This window comes from Paenarthrobacter sp. NPDC089988, assembly GCF_044748465.1.
In the GTDB taxonomy this organism is placed as follows: Bacteria; Actinomycetota; Actinomycetes; order Actinomycetales; family Micrococcaceae; genus Arthrobacter.
Genome location: NZ_JBIVGD010000010.1, coordinates 69428 through 87584, shown reverse-complemented (window position 1 = coordinate 87584; position 18157 = coordinate 69428). Strand labels below are relative to the sequence as shown.

Genomic DNA, 18157 nt, shown 5'->3' with positions numbered 1-18157 from the left:
TGACAACTTTGTTGCGCTCTGCAAAGGGCCTTTCCGCCGTGGAAGCGGCAAGGGCCCGCAGTAAGAAGTAGACGGTTCGTGCCTGGCTCGGTGCGGACCGAGACAGGAGAAATGTGGCCAAGGTCCGCGTACATGAGCTCGCCAAAGAGCTCGGTATCACTTCCAAAGATGCAGTAACCAAACTGCAGGAATTGGGCGAATTCGTTCGCTCCGCCTCTTCAACCATTGAGGCCCCCGTCGTGAAGAAGCTTCGCGACGCCTACCCGGGTGCAGGTGCCGCAAAGTCGGCAGCGCCCGCCGCCCCCGCTGCAAACCGTCCCGCAGCACCGGCTCCGTCCCGTCCGGCCGCTCCGGCGCCGGGTCCGGCAACCCCCAAGGCTCCGGCCGCTTCGGCTCCGGCGGCCCCTGCAGCACCTGCTGCTCCCGCCCCGTCGGCCCCCGCTGCACCGGCAACCCCGGCTGCTCCGGCAGCCTCCACCCCGGTGTCCGCAAAGCCCGGCGCTCGTCCTGCTCCCAAGGCAGACGCCCCGGCCCAGGGACGTTCCGGCGGCGGCCAGGCTCCGCGCCCCGGTGGTCCGCGCCCCGGAAACAACCCGTTCGCCACCTCGCAGGGCATGCCCCGCGGCCGTGGTGGCGATGGTGAGCGTCCGCCGCGTCCGGGCAACAACCCGTTTGCAACGTCCCAGGGCATGCCCCGCCCGGGCGGCCGCACTGAAGGCGAACGCCCCGGTGGTCCGCGTCCCGCTGCCGGTGCAGGCGGTCCCCGTCCGGCAGCCGGTTCCGGCGGCCCGCGTCCCGGTGCTCCGCGCCCCGGCGCTCCCCGCCCGGGAGCTCCGCGTCCCGGCGGCGGCCCTGGCGGAAACCGTCCTACTCCGGGCATGATGCCCAACCGTACTGAGCGTCCGGCCCCCACGGGTGGCCGTCCCGGTGGTCCCGGCCGTCCGGGTGGTCCTGGCCGTCCGGGTGGCGCTCCTGGTGGAGGCACCGGTGGCGGAGCTCCCGCCGGCGGTGGCTTCGGCAAGGGTGGCCGCGGTCGCGGTGGCACCCAGGGTGCCTTCGGCAAGGGCGGCGCAGGCCGTGGCAAGCAGCGCAAGTCGAAGCGCGCGAAGCGCCAGGAACTGGAGCAGATGAGCGCTCCGTCGCTGGGCGGCGTGACCGTACCCCGCGGCGATGGCGAGACCATCATCCGCTTGCGCCGTGGTTCCTCCATCACCGACTTCGCCGAGAAGATCGATGCCAACCCGGCCTCGCTGGTGACCGTGCTGTTCCACCTCGGTGAAATGGCAACGGCTACCCAGTCCCTCGACGAAGACACCTTCGCCTTGCTCGGTGCCGAACTCGGCTACAAGCTGCAGGTTGTCTCGCCGGAAGACGAAGAGCGCGAGCTGCTCGACTCGTTCGACATCGACCTCCAGGGTGAACTGGACGCCGAGGGCGACGACGTCCTCGAGGCCCGTCCGCCGGTAGTGACCGTCATGGGCCACGTTGACCACGGTAAGACCCGCCTCCTTGACGCCATCCGCAACTCCAACGTTGTGGCCGGCGAGCACGGTGGCATCACGCAGCACATTGGTGCTTACCAGATCAGCCACGTCCACGAAGGCACTCCCCGCGACATCACCTTCATCGATACCCCGGGTCACGAGGCGTTCACCGCCATGCGTGCCCGTGGTGCCAAGGTCACGGACATCGCGATCCTGGTGGTCGCAGCCGACGACGGCGTCATGCCGCAGACGGTTGAAGCGTTGAACCACGCCCAGGCCGCCGAGGTGCCGATCGTGGTTGCCGTGAACAAGATCGACAAGGAAGGCGCCAACCCTGACAAGGTCAAGGGCCAGCTGACCGAGTACGGCCTGGTTCCCGAGGAATACGGTGGCGACACCATGTTCGTGGAGGTCTCTGCCCGCCAGAACCTTAACATCGACGAACTGATCGAAGCCGTCCTCCTCACCGCGGACGCTGCCCTGGACCTGCGTGCCAACCCGGACAAGGACGCTCGAGGCATTGCCATCGAAGCGAACCTGGACAAGGGCCGCGGTTCCGTGGCCACCGTCCTGGTACAGTCCGGTACCTTGGCCGTCGGCGACACGATCGTTGCCGGCACGGCCCACGGCCGTGTCCGTGCGATGTTCGACGAGAACGGCGAGGCGCTCGATGTCGCCCTGCCGTCCCGCCCGGTCCAGGTCCTCGGCCTGTCCAACGTGCCGCGTGCAGGTGACACCTTCCTGGTGACGCCGGACGAGCGTACTGCCCGCCAGATCGCCGAGAAGCGTGAAGCTGCGGACCGCAACGCTGCCCTGGCCAAGCGCCGCAAGCGCATCAGCCTGGAAGACTTCGACCAGGCCGTCGCCGAAGGGAAGATCGACACCCTCAACCTCATCCTCAAGGGTGACGTTTCCGGTGCCGTGGAAGCCCTCGAAGACGCCCTGCTCAAGATCGACGTGGGAGACGACGACGTTCAGCTCCGTGTCATCCACCGCGGTGTGGGTGCCATCACGCAGAACGACGTCAACCTGGCGACGGTGGACAACGCCATCATCATCGGCTTCAACGTCAAGCCTGCCGAGCGGGTGGCCGAACTGGCCGACCGCGAAGGTGTGGACATGCGCTTCTACTCCGTCATCTACGCAGCAATCGATGACATCGAGATGGCCCTCAAGGGCATGCTCAAGCCGGAGTACGAGGAAGTCCAGCTGGGTACCGCCGAGGTCCGCGAAGTGTTCCGTTCCTCCAAGTTCGGCAACATCGCCGGCTCGATCGTCCGCACGGGCATCATCCGCCGTAACACCAAGGCACGCGTCAGCCGCGACGGCAAGGTCATCGGTGACAACCTCACCGTCGAGACCCTCAAGCGGTTCAAGGACGACGCCACCGAAGTCCGTACCGACTTCGAGTGTGGTATTGGCCTGGGCTCGTACAACGACATCGCCGAAGGCGACATCATCGAGACCTTCGAGATGCGCGAAAAGCCGCGCGTCTAGGTTCCGTTCGGAGCGGGTCCGCCAGGGTTGTCCCGGCGGGCCCGTTCCGTTCCCGTTTCTACTTTCCAGGAGGAAGTCATGGCTGATCCGGCACGCGCTGCCAAGTTGGCACAACGGATCAAGGTGGTGGTTGCCGAGGCACTCGGCCGTCGGGTCAAGGATCCGCGCGTCGAGCCCATCACCGTAACCGACGCCCGCGTCACCAACGATCTCCAGCACGCCACCGTCTACTACACGGTGTTCGGCGACGAGGTTGCCCACGCGGACGCTGCGAAGGCCTTGGAGAAGGCCAAGGGTGTCCTGCGGCAGGAAGTTGGCCGCAACATCACCGTGCGGCTGACGCCCACCCTCGAATTCGTGGCCGACCAGATTCCGGTCAACGCCTCGAACCTTGAAGAACTGCTGCGCGAGGCCAAGCGCCGCGACGCCGAAGTAGCCGCCTTGGCTGCGGGGGCAAAGCACGCGGGCGAGGCCGATCCCTACAAGGGCGACTCCGCGCACGAGATCGACAAAGACGACTTCGACGAAGAGGACACGGACCTCTCCGACGAGGACGACCTCGACGAGGACGCCAACCGCCGCTAGCAAGCACAGCGCAAAGGCCGGTTCCCGTGCAGGGAGCCGGCCTTTCTGCTGCCCGGCATCGCTAAGATCGGAGCATGTCGGCTCACAATGACCAGCAGCGGAACGAATACCTTGAACGCGCCATCGGGCTTGCCGTCCGCAACGTATCCGACGGCGGTGGTCCCTTTGGCGCCGTCGTGGTGACGCCCGACGGCGCAGTGCATGAGGGAGTGAACCGTGTCACCCGGGACAACGATCCCACGGCCCACGCGGAGGTCGTGGCGATCCGCCGGGCAGCAGCAGAGACCGGAACGTTCGATCTCAGTGGTTCGGTGCTCTACGCCAGTTGCGAACCGTGCCCGCTCTGCTTGTCCGCCACTCTATGGGCCAGGATCGGACGGGTCTACTTTGCCGCGGACCGGCACGGTGCCGCGCGTGCAGGCTTCGACGACGCCCTGTTCTATGAATACTTTGCCGGCGAACGCCCCGACCTGCTCCCCGTGGAGCATTCGCCGCTGGCCTCAGCCGACACGCCTTTTGAAGCGTGGCGGAGCAACGCCGGACGCACCGACTACTGAATGCCCGACGGCGGCGTCCCGGTCCAGCAGCCCCGCGCCACTTACGCCCGGGCAGGCAGGCGCGCGACGCCGTCGAGCAGGTCCTCCCGGCTGCCGCACAACGCAATCCTGATCCAGCCTTCGCCAATGGACCCGAAAGCCGTACCGGGTGCGAAGGCGACGCCGGATTCGGCCAGGAAGGCGCGCACCCACGCCCGGACGTTGCCGTCGCTCACGTGGGACACATCGGCCCACAGGTAGAAGGCACCCTGGGCTCCCAGGAACGGAATTCCCTTGGCCGCAAGGATGGCCGACGCCGCGTCGCGGTTGCCCCGGTAGTGCCTGCGCGCCTCTTCGACGTAGTCCTGGGGGCCGGTCAAAGCCGCCAAGGCCGCGTACTGGGATGGCGAAGCGACGCAGGAGACGATCGACTCCATAACGTTGTTCATGGTCTTCTCCAACCCCGGCGGACAGATCAGTGCGCCGATGCGCAGGCCCGTCAGCCCGTAGGTCTTGGACAACGTCAAGGACGTAAAGACCCTCGCCTTGCCTGGAGCGCTGCTGTCGAAGCGGGCCGGACTCACGTGCGGTACCTCGAACGTGAAGGCCTCGTAGCATTCGTCCGAGATGACCCACAGGTCATTCCTGGCAGCCAGTTCCACCAGCTGGCGCATCGCGTCCTCGCCGATCACCGCGCCCAAGGGGTTGGAGGGCGAGTTCAGCATCAGTACCTTGGTGCGCGGCGAAATAAGTGCCTCGATGTCCTCGATACGCGGCTGGAAGTCGTTCTCCGGATACAGCGGATAGTGCACGGGGATTGCGTGCAGGAGGTGGCTCGTCATGGCGAAGGTGGGGTAGCCGGGGTTCGGAATCAGGATTTCGTCGCCGGGCGCAAGGAGCATGCTCATGACGAAGTGCAGGCCTTGCTGGGCGCCGTCCACCACGTAGACCCGTTCAGCTCCTACGTCCACGCGTTGTTGTGCCCGGAACCTTGCGGCGAACGCTTCGCGCAGTGCCGGGATGCCGGCGTTGGGAGTGTAGTTGGTCTCATCCCGGTCCAGGCAGGCGATCCCGGCATCCAGGACGTGCCGGGCCAGCGGAAACCCCGGTTCGCCGATGCTGAGGACGATCGCGCCGGGAGTGGACCACGCCGCCTCGGTGATTTCGCGGATCTGGTTCACGGGGACGTCGCGGACGTGCTCGGCAAGCTCAGGCATGGGAGCCATCCTAGCCACCCATATACTGGTAAGCGTGCTTTCTGGACTGGTGATCGTTGACAAACCGCAGGGATGGACCAGCCATGACGTGGTTGGACGGATGCGGCGGCTGGCCGGTACCCGGAAAGTGGGCCATGCGGGCACGCTCGACCCCATGGCCACCGGAGTCCTGGTGATCGGGATCAACAAGGCCACCCGCCTGTTGACGTACATCGTTGGCACGTCCAAGACCTACACCGCCACCATCCGGCTGGGTGAAAGCACCATCACCGATGACGCTGAAGGCGAAGTCACTAAGGCCCGGAGCGCCGCGGACATCACCGAGGAAGCGATCGCCGCAGGTGTTGTAGCCCTGACCGGCCCCATCCAACAGGTGCCCAGCAGCGTCAGCGCCATCAAGGTCAACGGCGAGCGTTCCTACGCCCGCGTGCGCTCCGGCGAGGAAGTAAAGCTCGCCGCCCGCCCGGTCACTATCCACCGTTTCGAGGTGCACGGCATGGAAAGGATCGACGGCGGCAGGGTAATGGACGTCGACGTCACCGTGGAATGTTCGTCCGGCACGTACATCCGTGCCTTGGCCCGCGACCTCGGAAACGGGCTGGGCGTGGGGGGACACCTCACAGCGCTGCGCCGCACGCAGGTGGGTCCGTACGGCATCGGGCAGGCGCGGACCCTTGAGCAACTGGCCGATGAGCTTGACGTGCTGGAGATGTCCGTCGCTGCGCGGGCTTTGATGCCCAACCGAGACCTCACCGAGGACGAAACCACCGAGATTTCCTTTGGCCGCCGGATTGCCGCCGGACCGGGTGCCGGTTCCGCCAATGCTGCTACCGTCGAGAATCCCGCCGCAGCCTTCGCGCCGTCGGGTGAGCTCGTTGCGCTCCTGGCCGATGCCGGAAGCTTCGCCAAACCCGTACTGGTCTTTGCCCCGGGGACGGGTCCGGGGACAGGTGCCGGCGCGGGAACCGGGACGGACAGCTAACCATGGACTGGTATTTCTACTCCATCCTGATCGTCGGGCTGGTTTCCACCATCACGTGCGTGGTGGCCGGCCTGTTGAAGAAAGCTCCCAACGACGTCACCATCTTTTCGGTGCTGGCCGTCGAAGCCGCATTGATGGTGTACCTCGTCGGCTCGATCGTCCGCGTTGCCCTGGGGGAGCAGATGGCGGGGGAGCCCTGGGAATTCTGGGGCTACCTCATCACCGCGCTCATAATCCCGCTGGGCGCCGTGTACTGGTCCATCCTCGAAAGAACCCGGTGGAGCAACTTTGTCCTGGCTGCCGTGGGCGTCACCGCCCTGGTCATGGCGGCGCGCATGAACCAGATCTGGTACTGACCTTGAAGGAAGAAAACAACGTGACTGGAACCGAGACCGAAGCCTCCGGAAAGCAGAAGAACGACACCCGCAACACGGGTCCGGGCCGTTTGCTGATCGCGGTCTACGCCGTCTTTGCCCTCTCGGCCACGGCCCGGGCCGGCTACCAGATCGCCACCAAGTTCTCCGAGGCCCCCTTGGCGCACATCCTTTCCGCCTTCGCCGCCCTGGTGTACATCGTGGCCACCATCTCCCTGGCCAAGCCAGGACGCACGTGGTTCAAGGTGTCCTTGACCGCCGTGCTGGTGGAGCTGGTAGGCGTCCTGGTGGTGGGGGCCGTGAGCCTCTTCGATCCGGTGGCGTTCCCGCACGATACTGTGTGGTCCCTCTTTGGCCGCGGCTACGGTTTCGTCCCCTTGGTCCTTCCCGTACTGGGCCTGCTCTGGCTGAACCGCCGCCGGCCCTCCTGATCCGTGACCGTCCCTCAGCAGTGGGGCATTGCGGGTAACCTTAGAATGTTCCGGCGCCGGATGGTTGCCGGGTGCAACGAAAATCAGCAGTAAAAGGCGAGGTTGATGGTCCACATCTGGAACGATCCCACCGAGGTCCCCGCGGACTTCGGACCGACTGTCGTTACCATCGGCAACTTTGACGGCGTCCATCGGGGCCACCAGCACGTTCTCGCCCAACTGACCCGGACGGCCAAGCGCCACGGCATTCCTGCCGTCGCTGTCACGTTCGATCCCCATCCGGCGCAGGTGCACCGGCCCGAGTCCGCGCCAGAGCTCATCATGGGCCTTCAGGACAAGCTCGACGCCCTTGGATCCACGGGCGTGGATGCGGTCCTGGTCATGAAGTACACCCTTGACCTTGCGGCGATGACTCCCTTGGAATTCGTCCGGGACATCCTGGTGGACGGCCTTCGCGCAGCCCACGTGGTGGTGGGGCACGATCTCCGCTTCGGTGCGGGCAACGTGGGCGACGTGGACACCATGCAGGAAATCGGCGACGAGTTGGGCTTCAGCGTGCAGGTGGTCAACGAGTTCGGCGCGGGAGGCTTCCCGGTGCATCACGACGGCGATGCCGACCGCCGTTGTTCCTCCACCTGGGTGCGTGATGCCTTGGCCGAGGGCGACGTGGTCACGGCGGCCGCAGTGCTGGGCCGGCCGCACCGCATGAGGGGCGAAGTGGTCCATGGTGCCGCCCGCGGCCGTGACCTTGGCTTCCCCACGGCCAACCTGGCCCACGATTCCACCGGGTACGTACCTGCTGACGGGATCTACGCAGGATGGCTGATCGACCAGGCGGGCACCCGGTGGCCGGCAGCGATTTCCGTTGGCTCCAACCCCACTTTCGACGGCGTGAGCCGGCAGGTGGAGGCCCACGTGATAGATCGTCCACACGAGAAAGTTGAGGATTTCAACCTCTACGGACAGACCGTGGCAGTGGAATTCACCCAGCGCCTGCGCGGCATGGTGGCCTACCGGGGGCCGGAGGCGCTGGTGGAACAGATGAACCTCGACGTTGCCCAGGCCCACGAGCTTTTGGCCCAGGGCTAGCGCTTTCGACAACACCGCTTACCTGCCGGTAAACTGATGAATGGTTCCGGCCGCAGTCCGTGGCAGCTGGACCTGTTTTTATGTGCGGTGACGCACTGGAAGCAACCCGTCAGCGAGGCGCTGCATCGGGAAGCACGGCACAACTCTAGGAGTTCACGTGGCACTTGACGCCGCTGTAAAGCAGTCCATCATCAAGGAATACGCAACCTCTGAAGGCGACACCGGTTCGCCCGAGGTCCAGGTTGCAGTCCTGACCCAGCGGATCAAGGATCTGACTGAGCACATGAAGGCGCACAAGCACGACTTCCACACCCAGCGCGGCCTGCTCGCACTGGTTGGTCGCCGCAAGCGCATGCTTTCCTACCTGAAGGACACCGACATCGCCCGCTACCGTTCGCTCATCGAGCGTCTCGGCCTGCGCCGCTAGTCTGCCTTTTGGGCGGCCCGGTCCCTTGCGGAACGGGCCGCCTTCTTCAACAACTAAAAACAGGAATCAACCGCATCGCGCATTCGCGGTCCTCGGTAGTGATTCCCGGGATGGGCACCGGAGACGGTGCAGCCCGTGGGTCTCGATCGATGACCGGGTGTAGTACAGGCCAGTAATAAAGAAGGGGCCTGGGTTGATGCGGCGGACTTCCGCTACCAGAAACGGAGGTGACTCTCATGGAGGGTCCCGAAATCCAGTTCTCCGAAGCGATCATTGACAACGGCCGTTTCGGCAAGCGCGTCATCCGCTTCGAAACCGGCCGCCTTGCCAAGCAGGCCGCCGGCGCTTCGATGGTCTACATCGATGACGACACCGCACTCCTGTCCGCCACCACCGCGGGCAAGCAGCCGCGTGAAGGCTTCGACTTCTTCCCGCTGACGGTCGACGTCGAAGAGCGCATGTACGCCGCGGGCCGCATCCCGGGCTCGTTCTTCCGCCGCGAAGGCCGTCCGTCCACCGAGGCCATCCTGGCTTGCCGCCTCATGGACCGCCCGCTGCGTCCGGCCTTCGTCAAGGGCCTCCGCAACGAAGTCCAGATCGTCGTCACCGTCCTGGCCATCAACCCGGACGAGCTCTACGACGTCGTTGCCATCAATGCATCCTCCATGTCCACGCAGCTCTCCGGCCTGCCGTTCTCCGGCCCGATCGGTGGCGTGCGCGTCGCCCTCATCGCCGACGAGCAGGGTTCGCAGTGGGTGGCTTTCCCCAAGCACTCGCAGCTTGAGAACGCTGTCTTCAACATGGTTGTCGCCGGCCGCATCGCAGGCGACGACGTCGCGATCATGATGGTCGAAGCCGAAGCAACGGACAACTCCTGGAACCTCATCAAGGAACAGGGCGCAACCGCTCCCACCGAAGAGGTTGTTTCCGAGGGCCTCGAGGCTGCCAAGCCGTTCATCAAGGCTTTGTGCGAGGCACAGGCCGACCTGGCTGCACGCGCCGCCAAGCCCACCGTGGAGTTCCCCGTCTTCCTCGACTACCAGGATGACGCCTACGCCGCCGTGGAAGCTGCCGCTGCCGACAAGCTTGCTGCCGTCTTCCAGATCGCCGACAAGCAGGAGCGTGACAACGCTTCGGACGAGCTCAAGGACGAAGTCCTCGGCGCACTCGCCGCAGATTTCGAAGGCCGCGAGAAGGAGCTTTCCGCTGCTTTCCGTTCGGTCACCAAGCACGTTGTGCGCCAGCGTATCCTCAAGGACCAGATCCGCATCGACGGCCGTGGCCTGACGGACATCCGCCAGCTCACCGCCGAGGTGGAGGTTCTTCCCCGCGTTCATGGTTCGGCCATCTTCGAACGCGGCGAGACCCAGATCATGGGTGTCACCACGCTGAACATGCTCAAGATGGAGCAGCAGATCGATTCGCTGTCGCCGGTAACGCGCAAGCGCTACATGCACAACTACAACTTCCCGCCGTACTCCACCGGTGAGACGGGCCGTGTTGGCTCCCCGAAGCGCCGCGAAATCGGCCACGGTGCCCTCGCTGAGCGCGCTCTGGTTCCGGTCCTCCCCACGCGTGAGGAATTCCCGTACGCCATCCGCCAGGTCTCCGAGGCACTGGGCTCCAACGGCTCCACCTCCATGGGTTCGGTCTGTGCTTCCACCCTGTCCATGCTCAATGCAGGTGTGCCGCTGAAGGCAGCAGTCGCTGGTATCGCCATGGGCCTGGTTTCCGACCAGGTTGACGGCCAGACCCGCTACGCAGCGCTGACGGACATCCTCGGCGCCGAAGACGCCTTCGGCGACATGGACTTCAAGGTCGCCGGTACCTCCGAGTTCGTCACGGCCATCCAGCTGGACACCAAGCTCGACGGCATCCCGGCTTCCGTCCTGGCCGCTGCCCTGAAGCAGGCCCGTGAAGCCCGCCTCCACATCCTTGAGGTCATCAACGCAGCGATCGACACCCCGGACGAGCTCTCCGAGTTCGCACCGCGCGTCATCGCAGTGAAGATCCCCGTTGACAAGATCGGTGAGGTCATTGGCCCCAAGGGCAAGATGATCAACCAGATCCAGGAAGACACGGGCGCGGACATCTCCATCGAGGACGACGGCACCGTCTACATCGGCGCAACCGACGGCCCGTCCGCCGATGCCGCACGTTCGGCCATCAACGCCATCGCCAACCCGCAGGTTCCGGAAGTCGGTGAGCGCTACCTGGGCACCGTGGTCAAGACCACCACGTTCGGCGCGTTCGTTTCCCTGACCCCGGGCAAGGACGGCCTCCTGCACATCTCCGAACTGCGCAAGCTGGCCAATGGCAAGCGCGTGGACAACGTGGAGGACGTCGTCTCGGTGGGCCAAAAGGTCCAGGTCGAGATCACCAAGATCGACGACCGCGGCAAGCTGTCCCTCTCCCCGGTAGTTGCCGAGGAAGAAGGCGCTTCCGAGGACGCTCCGGCCGAGGCCGCTGAGGCATCCGCAGAGTAGTCTGCAAAGCAGTACCCTGAAGGGGCCGGTGGGCTTAAAGGTCCACCGGCCCTTCCGGCTTATCTGAAAGGTTTGAATGACTGTCGTACCCCTGCCCTTGCAGCAGACGCTTCCCGGCGGCGAATTGATCCACGGCGCCGAGGGCGGTTCCGTCGTGCGGCGCTCGGTCCTTCCCGGCGGTGTGCGTGTCCTCACGGAAGCGATGCCGGGGCAGCGTTCGGCCACGATCGGTTTTTGGGTGGCAGTAGGTTCGCGGGATGAGGCCGAGGGCCAGCATGGCTCCACCCACTTCCTGGAGCACCTTCTGTTCAAGGGGACCAAGCGCCGCACCGCCCTGGAAATCGCCTCGGCCTTCGATGAAGTTGGCGGCGAATCCAACGCAGCGACGGCCAAGGAAAGCACGTGCTACTTCGCGCGGGTCCTGGACACCGACCTGCCGATGGCCATCGACGTGATCGCGGACATGATTACCGGTGCCGTCCTGGATCCTGCCGAACTTGAGCAGGAACGGGACGTCATCCTCGAAGAAATCGCCATGGACAGCGACGACCCCACGGATGTGGCCCACGAGAAGTTCGTGGCAGCGGTACTGGGCAGCCACCCGTTGGCCCGTCCCATCGGTGGAACTCCAGACGCCATCAAGGGCGTGGCCAGGGACTCGGTGTGGGCGCACTACCAGCGGTATTACCGTCCCGAAGAACTCGTCATTACCGCAGCCGGCGGCCTGGACCACGACGTCGTCTGCGAACTGGTGCAGACGGCGCTCGAATCGGCGGGCTGGAAGCTGGACACCGAAGCCGCCCCCGTGGACCGCCGTGCCACGGACCGCGCCGTCATCACCGGGACTGCCGGCCTCCACGTGGTCAAGCGTCCCGTGGAGCAGGCCAACATCATCATGGGCTGCCCCACGATCGTGGCGACCGATGACCGGCGGTTCGTGATGAGCGTGCTCAATGCCGTCCTGGGCGGCGGAATGTCCTCGCGCTTGTTCCAGGAAATCCGGGAGAAGCGCGGACTCGTCTACTCCACCTATTCCTTCACTGCTGCCTATGCCGATGCCGGCTACTTCGGCATGTACGCCGGCTGCACGCCGTCCAAGGTCACCCAGGTCCTGGAACTCCTGGGCGTGGAACTGGATAAATTGGCTGCCGATGGAATCACGGAAGAAGAATTGCGCAAGGCCGTGGGCCAGCTCAGCGGCGGGATAGTCCTGGCCCTGGAAGACACCGGCTCCCGCATGTCCCGCCTGGGCCGGGCCGAACTTGTCTCCGGAGAATTCCAGGACATTGACGAGACCCTGGACCGGATCAAGGCCGTCACGGTGGACGAAGTGCAGGAACTCGCCCGCGAGCTTGCAGCAGCTCCCCGGACCATCACCGTCGTCGGGCCTTTCGAAGAGAACGAGACATTCGGCCTCCAGGCCGTGTGAGCCTCTGGACTCAGGACTTCCGGCAAGGCAGCATGATCACACGATCATGCTGCCTTGTCCTTTAAGGCCGAACGTTGGAGTCGCCATGGGCCAGCCATCCCGGGACCACCCGGACGCCGGACGCGCTGCTGAGCTGCTGCGCCCGTTCATTGGACATTGGCGCGGACTGACCGAGATTGCGTCTTCCCCGTGGGGTCCGGCGCGCACTGCGGAAGCCGAGGTGGTTTTCACCGTGGCAGCCGGGGGACATGCAGTGGTGCAGAGCTACCGGCACCGGGAACCCGATGGCGCCCACCTGGAGGGGCACGGCATGTTCACCGTGGACCCGGGGCACGGCGGCACGCTGTGGTACTACGTGGACAGCATGGGCCGCCCGCCTGCCGCTCCCGTGCGGGGACTGTGGTCAGCGGGCGTGTTGACCTTGGAACGCAGGACGGACGACGGCGTCGCCCGCCACACCTTCCGCATTGAAGACGATGTTCTGGTGCATACCGCGGAGCTCCGGCTGGAAGCGAAGCGCGGGGAGGGCAGGCCGGCATTCAGGCCGCTGTTGAAGAGCGTCTTCCGGCGGGACTGAGCCTTAGCCGCCTGCAAAGGGAGGCAGGACATCAATGACGTCATCCGCGCCCAGCGGCGCCGCACGGTCCCGGACGGCCACTTCGTTGCGCAGGAAGCTGCTGCGCGCAACCACCCGGGACAAGGACGGAGTGCCTTCCGGCGGCTGCGGACGTTCGACGGCGAGTGCCGCTTCCAGCAGTGCCTCCAGGCTGGTGCCTGCCGGAAGTTCGTGTACTTCTTCTTCGAGTCCCGCTGCCGCGCGTGCGGCAGCGAAGTAACGGACGAGCAAGGGTTTCAGCCTCCGATTGCACTCATGCTGCGGTCCGGCTGCACGAAGTCGGGTGCACCCAGGCCGGTGTGGTCCATGCCGTGGGCCTTGGGCTTGACCCACATGGCGTCCTGCCAACGTTCCGCGAGCTGCTGGTCCGTGGCACCCTGCCGAAGAAGACCAAGCAGGTCGAACTCTTCGTGGGAGAAGAGGCAGCTCATGATCTTGCCTTCGGCGGTGATGCGGGTGCGCCGGCAGTCGGAGCAGAAGGGCTCCGTGACAGAGGCGATGATACCTACGGTGCCCAGGACCGGCCCGGCAGCTTCACCGGAAGCCGCGTCCCGGTGTCGTACTTCAAAACGCTCGGCGGGCGCGCCGTCGCGTTCGCGGGGATCGGCACTGAGCACGAAGCGCTCGGACATCAACCCGCGGATCTCGGCCGCCGTGATCATGTTGCGCCGGGTCCAGCCGTGGTCGGCGTCCAGGGGCATCTGCTCGATGAAGCGCAGTTCGTAGCCGCGGTCCAAGGCCCAGGCGAGGAGGTCCGGGGATTCGGCGTCGTTGATTCCCCGCATCAGCACGGCGTTCAGCTTCACCGGTCCCAGGCCCGCTGCCCAGGCGGCATCCACGCCGGCCAGGACACGGTCCAGGAAAGGCCGGCGCGTCAGTTTGGTGAAGGTTTCCTCGTGCAGGGAATCGAGGGAGACATTGATGCGGGTCAGGCCCGCGGCTTTCAGGGCTTTGGCTTTCTTGTCCAGCCCTACACCATTGGTGGTCATCGAGATGGGAAGGTCCGGATGCTCGCCTCGCAAAGCCGTGATGATCTCTACGAGGTCCGCCCGGACCAGGGGCTCGCCGCCCGTGAGCCGCAGTTCCCGCACGCCCAAGGCTTCTACGCCCACGCGGACAATGCGGACGATCTCATCCATGGTCATGACCGCCTGCTTGGAAAGCCACTCCAGGCCCTCCGCGGGCATGCAGTAGGTGCACCTCAGGTTGCATTTGTCGGTCAGGGACAACCGCATGTCAGTGGCACGGCGGCCGTAGCGGTCCCAGAGGCCTGCAGGCGTGCCGGCCGGACGCGGCGGCGGTACCGGACCCGCGCCGTTCCCTCCGGGAAGCGGCGGCATCCCCAGCTGAACACTCATATATCAAGGCTACGTCAAGCGGACGTGATCCGTGACACCGGCCACTTCGCAGTCCACGCATTGGACCTGCCCGCGCAGTCATATCCGGCTGGAACAGCCAGTTCTTACGGAATCCGTATGCTTGCCGTTGCCGGCCCGGATTCGGATGCTGTGCCCGGGCAGCGAACCTATGCTGAAAGCGTGACCATGCAATCGGCAGCACCAGCGGCGGAAACCGGAAACCGCCGCATCCTCCTGGTGGAGGACGAAGAGACCATCGCCGGAGTGGTCCGCGACTATCTCCTGAAAGCCGGCTTCCAGGTGGATATCGCCGGGGACGGCTTCACTGCGCTCAAACTTGCGGCGGGCCGGCAGCCGGACCTGGTCATCCTCGACCGGATGCTGCCTGGACTTGACGGCGTGGAAGTCTGCCGCCGGCTGCGTTTGAGCATGAGCGTGCCCGTCATCATGGTGACGGCCCTCGGCACCGAAGATGACCGGATACTGGGCCTGGAAATGGGAGCGGACGACTACGTGACCAAGCCGTTTTCGCCGCGGGAGCTCGTTCTCCGTGTGAAATCAGTTCTTCGCCGAAGCGTCAAGGAGTACGCGCCCGAACCTACCGTGGAGCTGGCCGGGTTCGTCCTGGACCCGGCGTCCCGAACGGTCACCCACCACGGGACAGCTTTGACGTTGACCGTGCGGGAATTCGATCTCCTGGCATTCCTGCTCCGGAGGCCCAACCAGGTTTTCAGCCGCGAGGAACTCATCAAAGCCGTGTGGGGATGGGACTTCGGGGACCTCTCTACGGTGACGGTCCATGTGCGCCGGCTCCGGGAAAAAATCGAGGACAATCCCACCAAACCCGAACTGCTCAAGACGGTGTGGGGCGTCGGCTACCGCTTCGATTCAGGAGACGGCCTTGCAGGGCAATGAACTGGCCACCATCCTCGCATGGGTGCTTCTCTGGGCGTTGGTGATCGGCACGGCCACGCTGTTCCTGCTCCGCGCCCTGCGGCGGGCCTCGGTCCTGGCACAGATTTGCCTGGTGGTGGTCGCAACCGTCGCCGTGCTCGTGGCGGGAATGGTCAGCGCCTTCAACGCCATGTTCATCTCCGCCAGGGACCTCGAAGTCATGTGGTACATCCTTGCCATGGCCTCAGTGGTCGCGGTGACGTTGTCCCTCATGCTGGGCGCCGGGGTGTCACGGAACGCGGCCCGGTTGGTGGACGCCGCCCGCAGGCTGGGCCGCGGGGAAACCCTGGAGGCCGCGGACAACCAGCACAAGGCAGCCCCCGCCATGACGTCCGAGCTGGCCGGGCTCGCGCAGGAATTGGAGGCAAGCAGCAGGCGCCTGGCGGAGTCCCGGGAGCGCGAAGCAGCGATCGAGACCGCCCGCCGGGAACTGGTCTCCTGGATCTCCCACGATCTGCGGACCCCGCTGGCCAGCATGCGCGCCATGACCGAGGCCCTGGAAGACGGCATGGCCTCGGACGTTTCCGCCTACTACCGGAAGATCATCGGCCAAACCGAGCAGATGACGGCCATGGTCAACGACCTCCTCGAGTTGTCGAAAATCCAGGCCGGCTCGCTGCAGTTGCGTGCCGAACCCCTGGACCTCTACGACCTCGTGAGCGATGCCTTGTCCGATGTAGCTCCCTTGGCGGCCAAACGCGGCATCACGCTGGACGGCGGTGGCGACCGGGAATGCATGGCTGTCGCTGACGGTCCGAGCGTGGCAAGGGCGCTCCGGAACGTCCTGCTGAACGCCATCATCTACAGCAAGCCTGATACCGACGTGCATGTGACCGTTGGCCGGGACGATGGCCACGCCGTGGTCGCCGTGCAGGACCGTTGTGGGGGAATCCCGGCCGAAGACCTGCCGCACCTGTTCGAGACCGGCTGGCAGAAGGACCCCGCCCGGGGGAGCGCAGCCGGCCTGCAGGGGAGTTACAGCGGGGCCGGGATCGGTTTGAGCATAGTGGCCGGGATCGTGAAAGCCCACGGTGGACGCGTCCGCGTGGAAAACGTCGACGGCGGTTGCCGCTTTGCGCTCTCACTGCCGGCGGGCGGAGGTACTGCCACGAACAACGTCCAGGGAGGGGCTTCATGAGAACAAGGGCCGGAAAGTGGGCCGCCGGGGCCGGAGTTGTTGCCGGTGCCGCCGGGATCGCCGCAGGGGAGCTCACTGCGGGCTTGCTCAGTCCGTTGGTCTCGCCGGTCACTGCCTTGGGGGGCGCGGTGATCGATGCCGTACCCCCGGGAGTGAAGGACGTAGTGATCCAGCTCTTCGGAACGGCAGACAAGATTGTGCTGGTTGCCTCGATTGTGCTCGTAGCTGCAGTCCTCGCCGCGGTGGCAGGCGTGTTGGAACACCGTCGGAAGGGCCTGGGACTGGCCATGGCGGGCCTGGCGGGCATCGCCGGGCTCACGGCTGTTCTGACGCGGGCCCAATCCACGCCGCAAGCCGGGTTTGCCCCGATCGTTGCCGCCGTGGTGACCATGGTGTTGCTCCGGACGCTCGTGCGGAGGCTGCTGGAATGGGCGCCGGCGCAGGACCGGAACGGGCCTGCCGGCGAGCCGGGACCGCTGGCGCGCCGCGGCTTCCTCAATGCCATGGCCGTGACCTCCATAGCCGCTGCCGTGGCCGGCGTCGTCACAGTGGTCCTCACCCGGGCCGCCGCGGTCGCCTCGGGCTTCCGTGATTCGCTGACGCTGCCGTCCGCCGTGACCGCACCGCAGCCGGTCCCCGCTGGAGCCTCCCTGGCCGTTGACGGCATCAGCCCCTTGGTCACCCCAAACCAGGACTTCTACCGGATCGACACTGCCTTGACCGTTCCGGCCATTGATCCACCGTCCTGGAAGCTTAAAGTGACGGGAATGGTGGAACGGGAAGTCGAGATCGATTTCGCCACGCTGCTCACCAAACCCATGACGGCCCGGCACATCACCATCGCGTGCGTCTCCAACGAGGTGGGCGGAGAGTTGATCGGCAACGCACTGTGGCTCGGCTGGCCGGTCCGTGAACTCCTGGCCATGGCGGGCCCCCAACCCGGAGCGGACATGGTGCTCTCCACGAGCAATGACGGGTGGACCGCAAGCACGCCGCTCGAAGTCCTCACCGATGACCGGGACGCCTTGCTGGCCGTGGGCATGAACGGCGAGCCGCTGCCCTTGGAGCACGGCTTCCCCGTCCGCATGATCGTGCCGGGACTCTACGGGTTCGTTTCCGCCACCAAGTGGCTCACCGAACTCAAAGTGACCCGTTTCGCCGACGACACCGCGTACTGGTCGACGCGCGGGTGGAGCGACCACGGACCCATCAAGACGCAATCACGGATCGACGTACCCCGCAGTGGCCGGACGGCCAAGGCAGGAACAGTCCGGTTTGGCGGCGTAGCGTGGGCACAACATCGCGGGATCAGCCGCGTGGAGCTGCGCGTCAACAGGGGAGCCTGGCAACAGGCAACGCTGGCAGCCGGCATCTCCAACGACACGTGGTACCAGTGGCAACTGGGAATCGACCTGGCGCCTGGAGACTACGAGGTCCAGGTCCGTGCCACCGACGTGACCGGGCAGCCCCAAAGCGAAAACCGGGCTCCCGTGGCCCCCGACGGAGCCACCGGCTATCACACGATCAACCTGAAGGTGGCTTGAGGCCCTACTC

The 18157-nt window shown here is 65.6% G+C and carries 17 protein-coding genes; 14 read left to right on the top strand and 3 right to left on the bottom strand.

Annotated elements, in window-relative coordinates; all coding sequences use genetic code 11:
- Positions 1–113 precede the first annotated feature (113 nt).
- From infB to ACIPV6_RS13325, 3 genes are all read left to right on the top strand, one after another.
- The gene (gene infB, locus ACIPV6_RS13335; protein ID WP_400271337.1) at positions 114–2981 is read left to right on the top strand and encodes a translation initiation factor IF-2; all 2868 of its coding nucleotides are present in this window, start codon (positions 114–116) and stop codon (positions 2979–2981) included.
- 78 nt (positions 2982–3059) lie between these two features.
- Positions 3060–3566 (top strand): 30S ribosome-binding factor RbfA, encoded by a 507-nt coding sequence (gene rbfA / locus ACIPV6_RS13330; protein WP_400271336.1) that lies wholly within the window; start codon positions 3060–3062, stop codon positions 3564–3566.
- A gap of 74 nt (positions 3567–3640) precedes the next feature.
- Positions 3641–4123 (top strand): nucleoside deaminase, encoded by a 483-nt coding sequence (locus ACIPV6_RS13325; protein WP_400271335.1) that lies wholly within the window; start codon positions 3641–3643, stop codon positions 4121–4123.
- Positions 4124–4164: 41 nt separating this feature from the next.
- On the opposite strand, the gene ACIPV6_RS13320 is transcribed toward ACIPV6_RS13325, so the two are convergent.
- Complete coding sequence (locus tag ACIPV6_RS13320) at positions 4165–5319, bottom strand: pyridoxal phosphate-dependent aminotransferase (protein ID WP_400271334.1); 1155 nt, start codon at positions 5317–5319, stop codon at positions 4165–4167.
- A 34-nt stretch (positions 5320–5353) separates the two neighbouring features.
- Here ACIPV6_RS13320 and truB point away from each other — a divergent pair, with 34 nt between their 5' ends.
- The 8 genes from truB to ACIPV6_RS13280 all read left to right on the top strand — a co-directional run bounded on the left by truB (position 5354) and on the right by ACIPV6_RS13280 (position 13114).
- Entirely contained in the window at positions 5354–6301 is a 948-nt protein-coding gene (gene truB / locus ACIPV6_RS13315) for a tRNA pseudouridine(55) synthase TruB (RefSeq protein ID WP_400271333.1), read from the top strand.
- Positions 6302–6303: 2 nt separating this feature from the next.
- Positions 6304–6657: a hypothetical protein gene (locus ACIPV6_RS13310; protein WP_400271332.1), complete on the top strand. Its 354-nt coding sequence runs from the start codon at positions 6304–6306 to the stop codon at positions 6655–6657.
- 2 nt (positions 6658–6659) lie between these two features.
- Complete coding sequence (locus tag ACIPV6_RS13305) at positions 6660–7106, top strand: hypothetical protein (protein ID WP_400271331.1); 447 nt, start codon at positions 6660–6662, stop codon at positions 7104–7106.
- Between the two features lie 105 nt (positions 7107–7211).
- The gene (locus ACIPV6_RS13300; protein ID WP_400271330.1) at positions 7212–8195 is read left to right on the top strand and encodes a bifunctional riboflavin kinase/FAD synthetase; all 984 of its coding nucleotides are present in this window, start codon (positions 7212–7214) and stop codon (positions 8193–8195) included.
- A 157-nt stretch (positions 8196–8352) separates the two neighbouring features.
- Positions 8353–8622, top strand: a complete 270-nt coding sequence (gene rpsO / locus ACIPV6_RS13295; protein ID WP_387433932.1) for a 30S ribosomal protein S15 — start codon at positions 8353–8355, stop codon at positions 8620–8622.
- 236 nt (positions 8623–8858) lie between these two features.
- Positions 8859–11108: a polyribonucleotide nucleotidyltransferase gene (locus ACIPV6_RS13290; RefSeq protein ID WP_387433934.1), complete on the top strand. Its 2250-nt coding sequence runs from the start codon at positions 8859–8861 to the stop codon at positions 11106–11108.
- Positions 11109–11184: 76 nt separating this feature from the next.
- A complete protein-coding gene (locus ACIPV6_RS13285) occupies positions 11185–12537 on the top strand; it encodes a M16 family metallopeptidase (RefSeq protein ID WP_400271329.1) in 1353 nt (450 codons plus the stop codon).
- A gap of 85 nt (positions 12538–12622) precedes the next feature.
- Positions 12623–13114, top strand: a complete 492-nt coding sequence (locus ACIPV6_RS13280; RefSeq protein ID WP_400271328.1) for a DUF1579 domain-containing protein — start codon at positions 12623–12625, stop codon at positions 13112–13114.
- A 3-nt stretch (positions 13115–13117) separates the two neighbouring features.
- Here the strand turns inward: ACIPV6_RS13280 and ACIPV6_RS13275 are convergent, their stop codons facing one another.
- Positions 13118–13384, bottom strand: coding sequence for a MoaD/ThiS family protein (locus tag ACIPV6_RS13275; protein WP_400271327.1), 267 nt, complete (start codon positions 13382–13384; stop codon positions 13118–13120).
- A 5-nt stretch (positions 13385–13389) separates the two neighbouring features.
- Positions 13390–14511 carry a GTP 3',8-cyclase MoaA gene (gene moaA, locus ACIPV6_RS13270; protein ID WP_400271326.1) on the bottom strand — a complete coding sequence of 374 codons (1122 nt, stop codon included), beginning with the start codon at positions 14509–14511 and terminating at the stop codon, positions 13390–13392.
- 186 nt (positions 14512–14697) lie between these two features.
- Here moaA and ACIPV6_RS13265 point away from each other — a divergent pair, with 186 nt between their 5' ends.
- From ACIPV6_RS13265 to ACIPV6_RS13255, 3 genes are read left to right on the top strand one after another with little or no spacing between them, the layout of a single operon-like run.
- Positions 14698–15426: a response regulator transcription factor gene (locus ACIPV6_RS13265; RefSeq protein ID WP_400271417.1), complete on the top strand. Its 729-nt coding sequence runs from the start codon at positions 14698–14700 to the stop codon at positions 15424–15426.
- Positions 15413–16603, top strand: a complete 1191-nt coding sequence (locus ACIPV6_RS13260) for a sensor histidine kinase (protein WP_400271325.1) — start codon at positions 15413–15415, stop codon at positions 16601–16603. Before ACIPV6_RS13265 ends, ACIPV6_RS13260 begins: the two co-directional genes overlap by 14 nt.
- Entirely contained in the window at positions 16600–18147 is a 1548-nt protein-coding gene (locus ACIPV6_RS13255) for a molybdopterin-dependent oxidoreductase (RefSeq protein ID WP_400271324.1), read from the top strand. Before ACIPV6_RS13260 ends, ACIPV6_RS13255 begins: the two co-directional genes overlap by 4 nt.
- Positions 18148–18157 lie beyond the last annotated feature (10 nt).

Excerpts from the sequence above, each read along its gene's own strand:
- ACIPV6_RS13300 (WP_400271330.1), top strand. The coding sequence starts at position 7,212 with ATGGTCCACATCTGGAACGATCCCACCGAGGTCCCCGCGGACTTCGGA.
- ACIPV6_RS13325 (WP_400271335.1), top strand. The coding sequence starts at position 3,641 with ATGTCGGCTCACAATGACCAGCAGCGGAACGAATACCTTGAACGCGCC.
- ACIPV6_RS13290 (WP_387433934.1), top strand. The coding sequence starts at position 8,859 with ATGGAGGGTCCCGAAATCCAGTTCTCCGAAGCGATCATTGACAACGGC.
- ACIPV6_RS13280 (WP_400271328.1), top strand. The coding sequence starts at position 12,623 with ATGGGCCAGCCATCCCGGGACCACCCGGACGCCGGACGCGCTGCTGAG.
- ACIPV6_RS13265 (WP_400271417.1), top strand. The coding sequence starts at position 14,698 with ATGCAATCGGCAGCACCAGCGGCGGAAACCGGAAACCGCCGCATCCTC.
- ACIPV6_RS13310 (WP_400271332.1), top strand. The coding sequence starts at position 6,304 with ATGGACTGGTATTTCTACTCCATCCTGATCGTCGGGCTGGTTTCCACC.
- ACIPV6_RS13285 (WP_400271329.1), top strand. The coding sequence starts at position 11,185 with ATGACTGTCGTACCCCTGCCCTTGCAGCAGACGCTTCCCGGCGGCGAA.
- rbfA (WP_400271336.1), top strand. The coding sequence starts at position 3,060 with ATGGCTGATCCGGCACGCGCTGCCAAGTTGGCACAACGGATCAAGGTG.
- moaA (WP_400271326.1), bottom strand. The coding sequence starts at position 14,511 with ATGAGTGTTCAGCTGGGGATGCCGCCGCTTCCCGGAGGGAACGGCGCG.
- ACIPV6_RS13255 (WP_400271324.1), top strand. The coding sequence starts at position 16,600 with ATGAGAACAAGGGCCGGAAAGTGGGCCGCCGGGGCCGGAGTTGTTGCC.
- ACIPV6_RS13320 (WP_400271334.1), bottom strand. The coding sequence starts at position 5,319 with ATGCCTGAGCTTGCCGAGCACGTCCGCGACGTCCCCGTGAACCAGATC.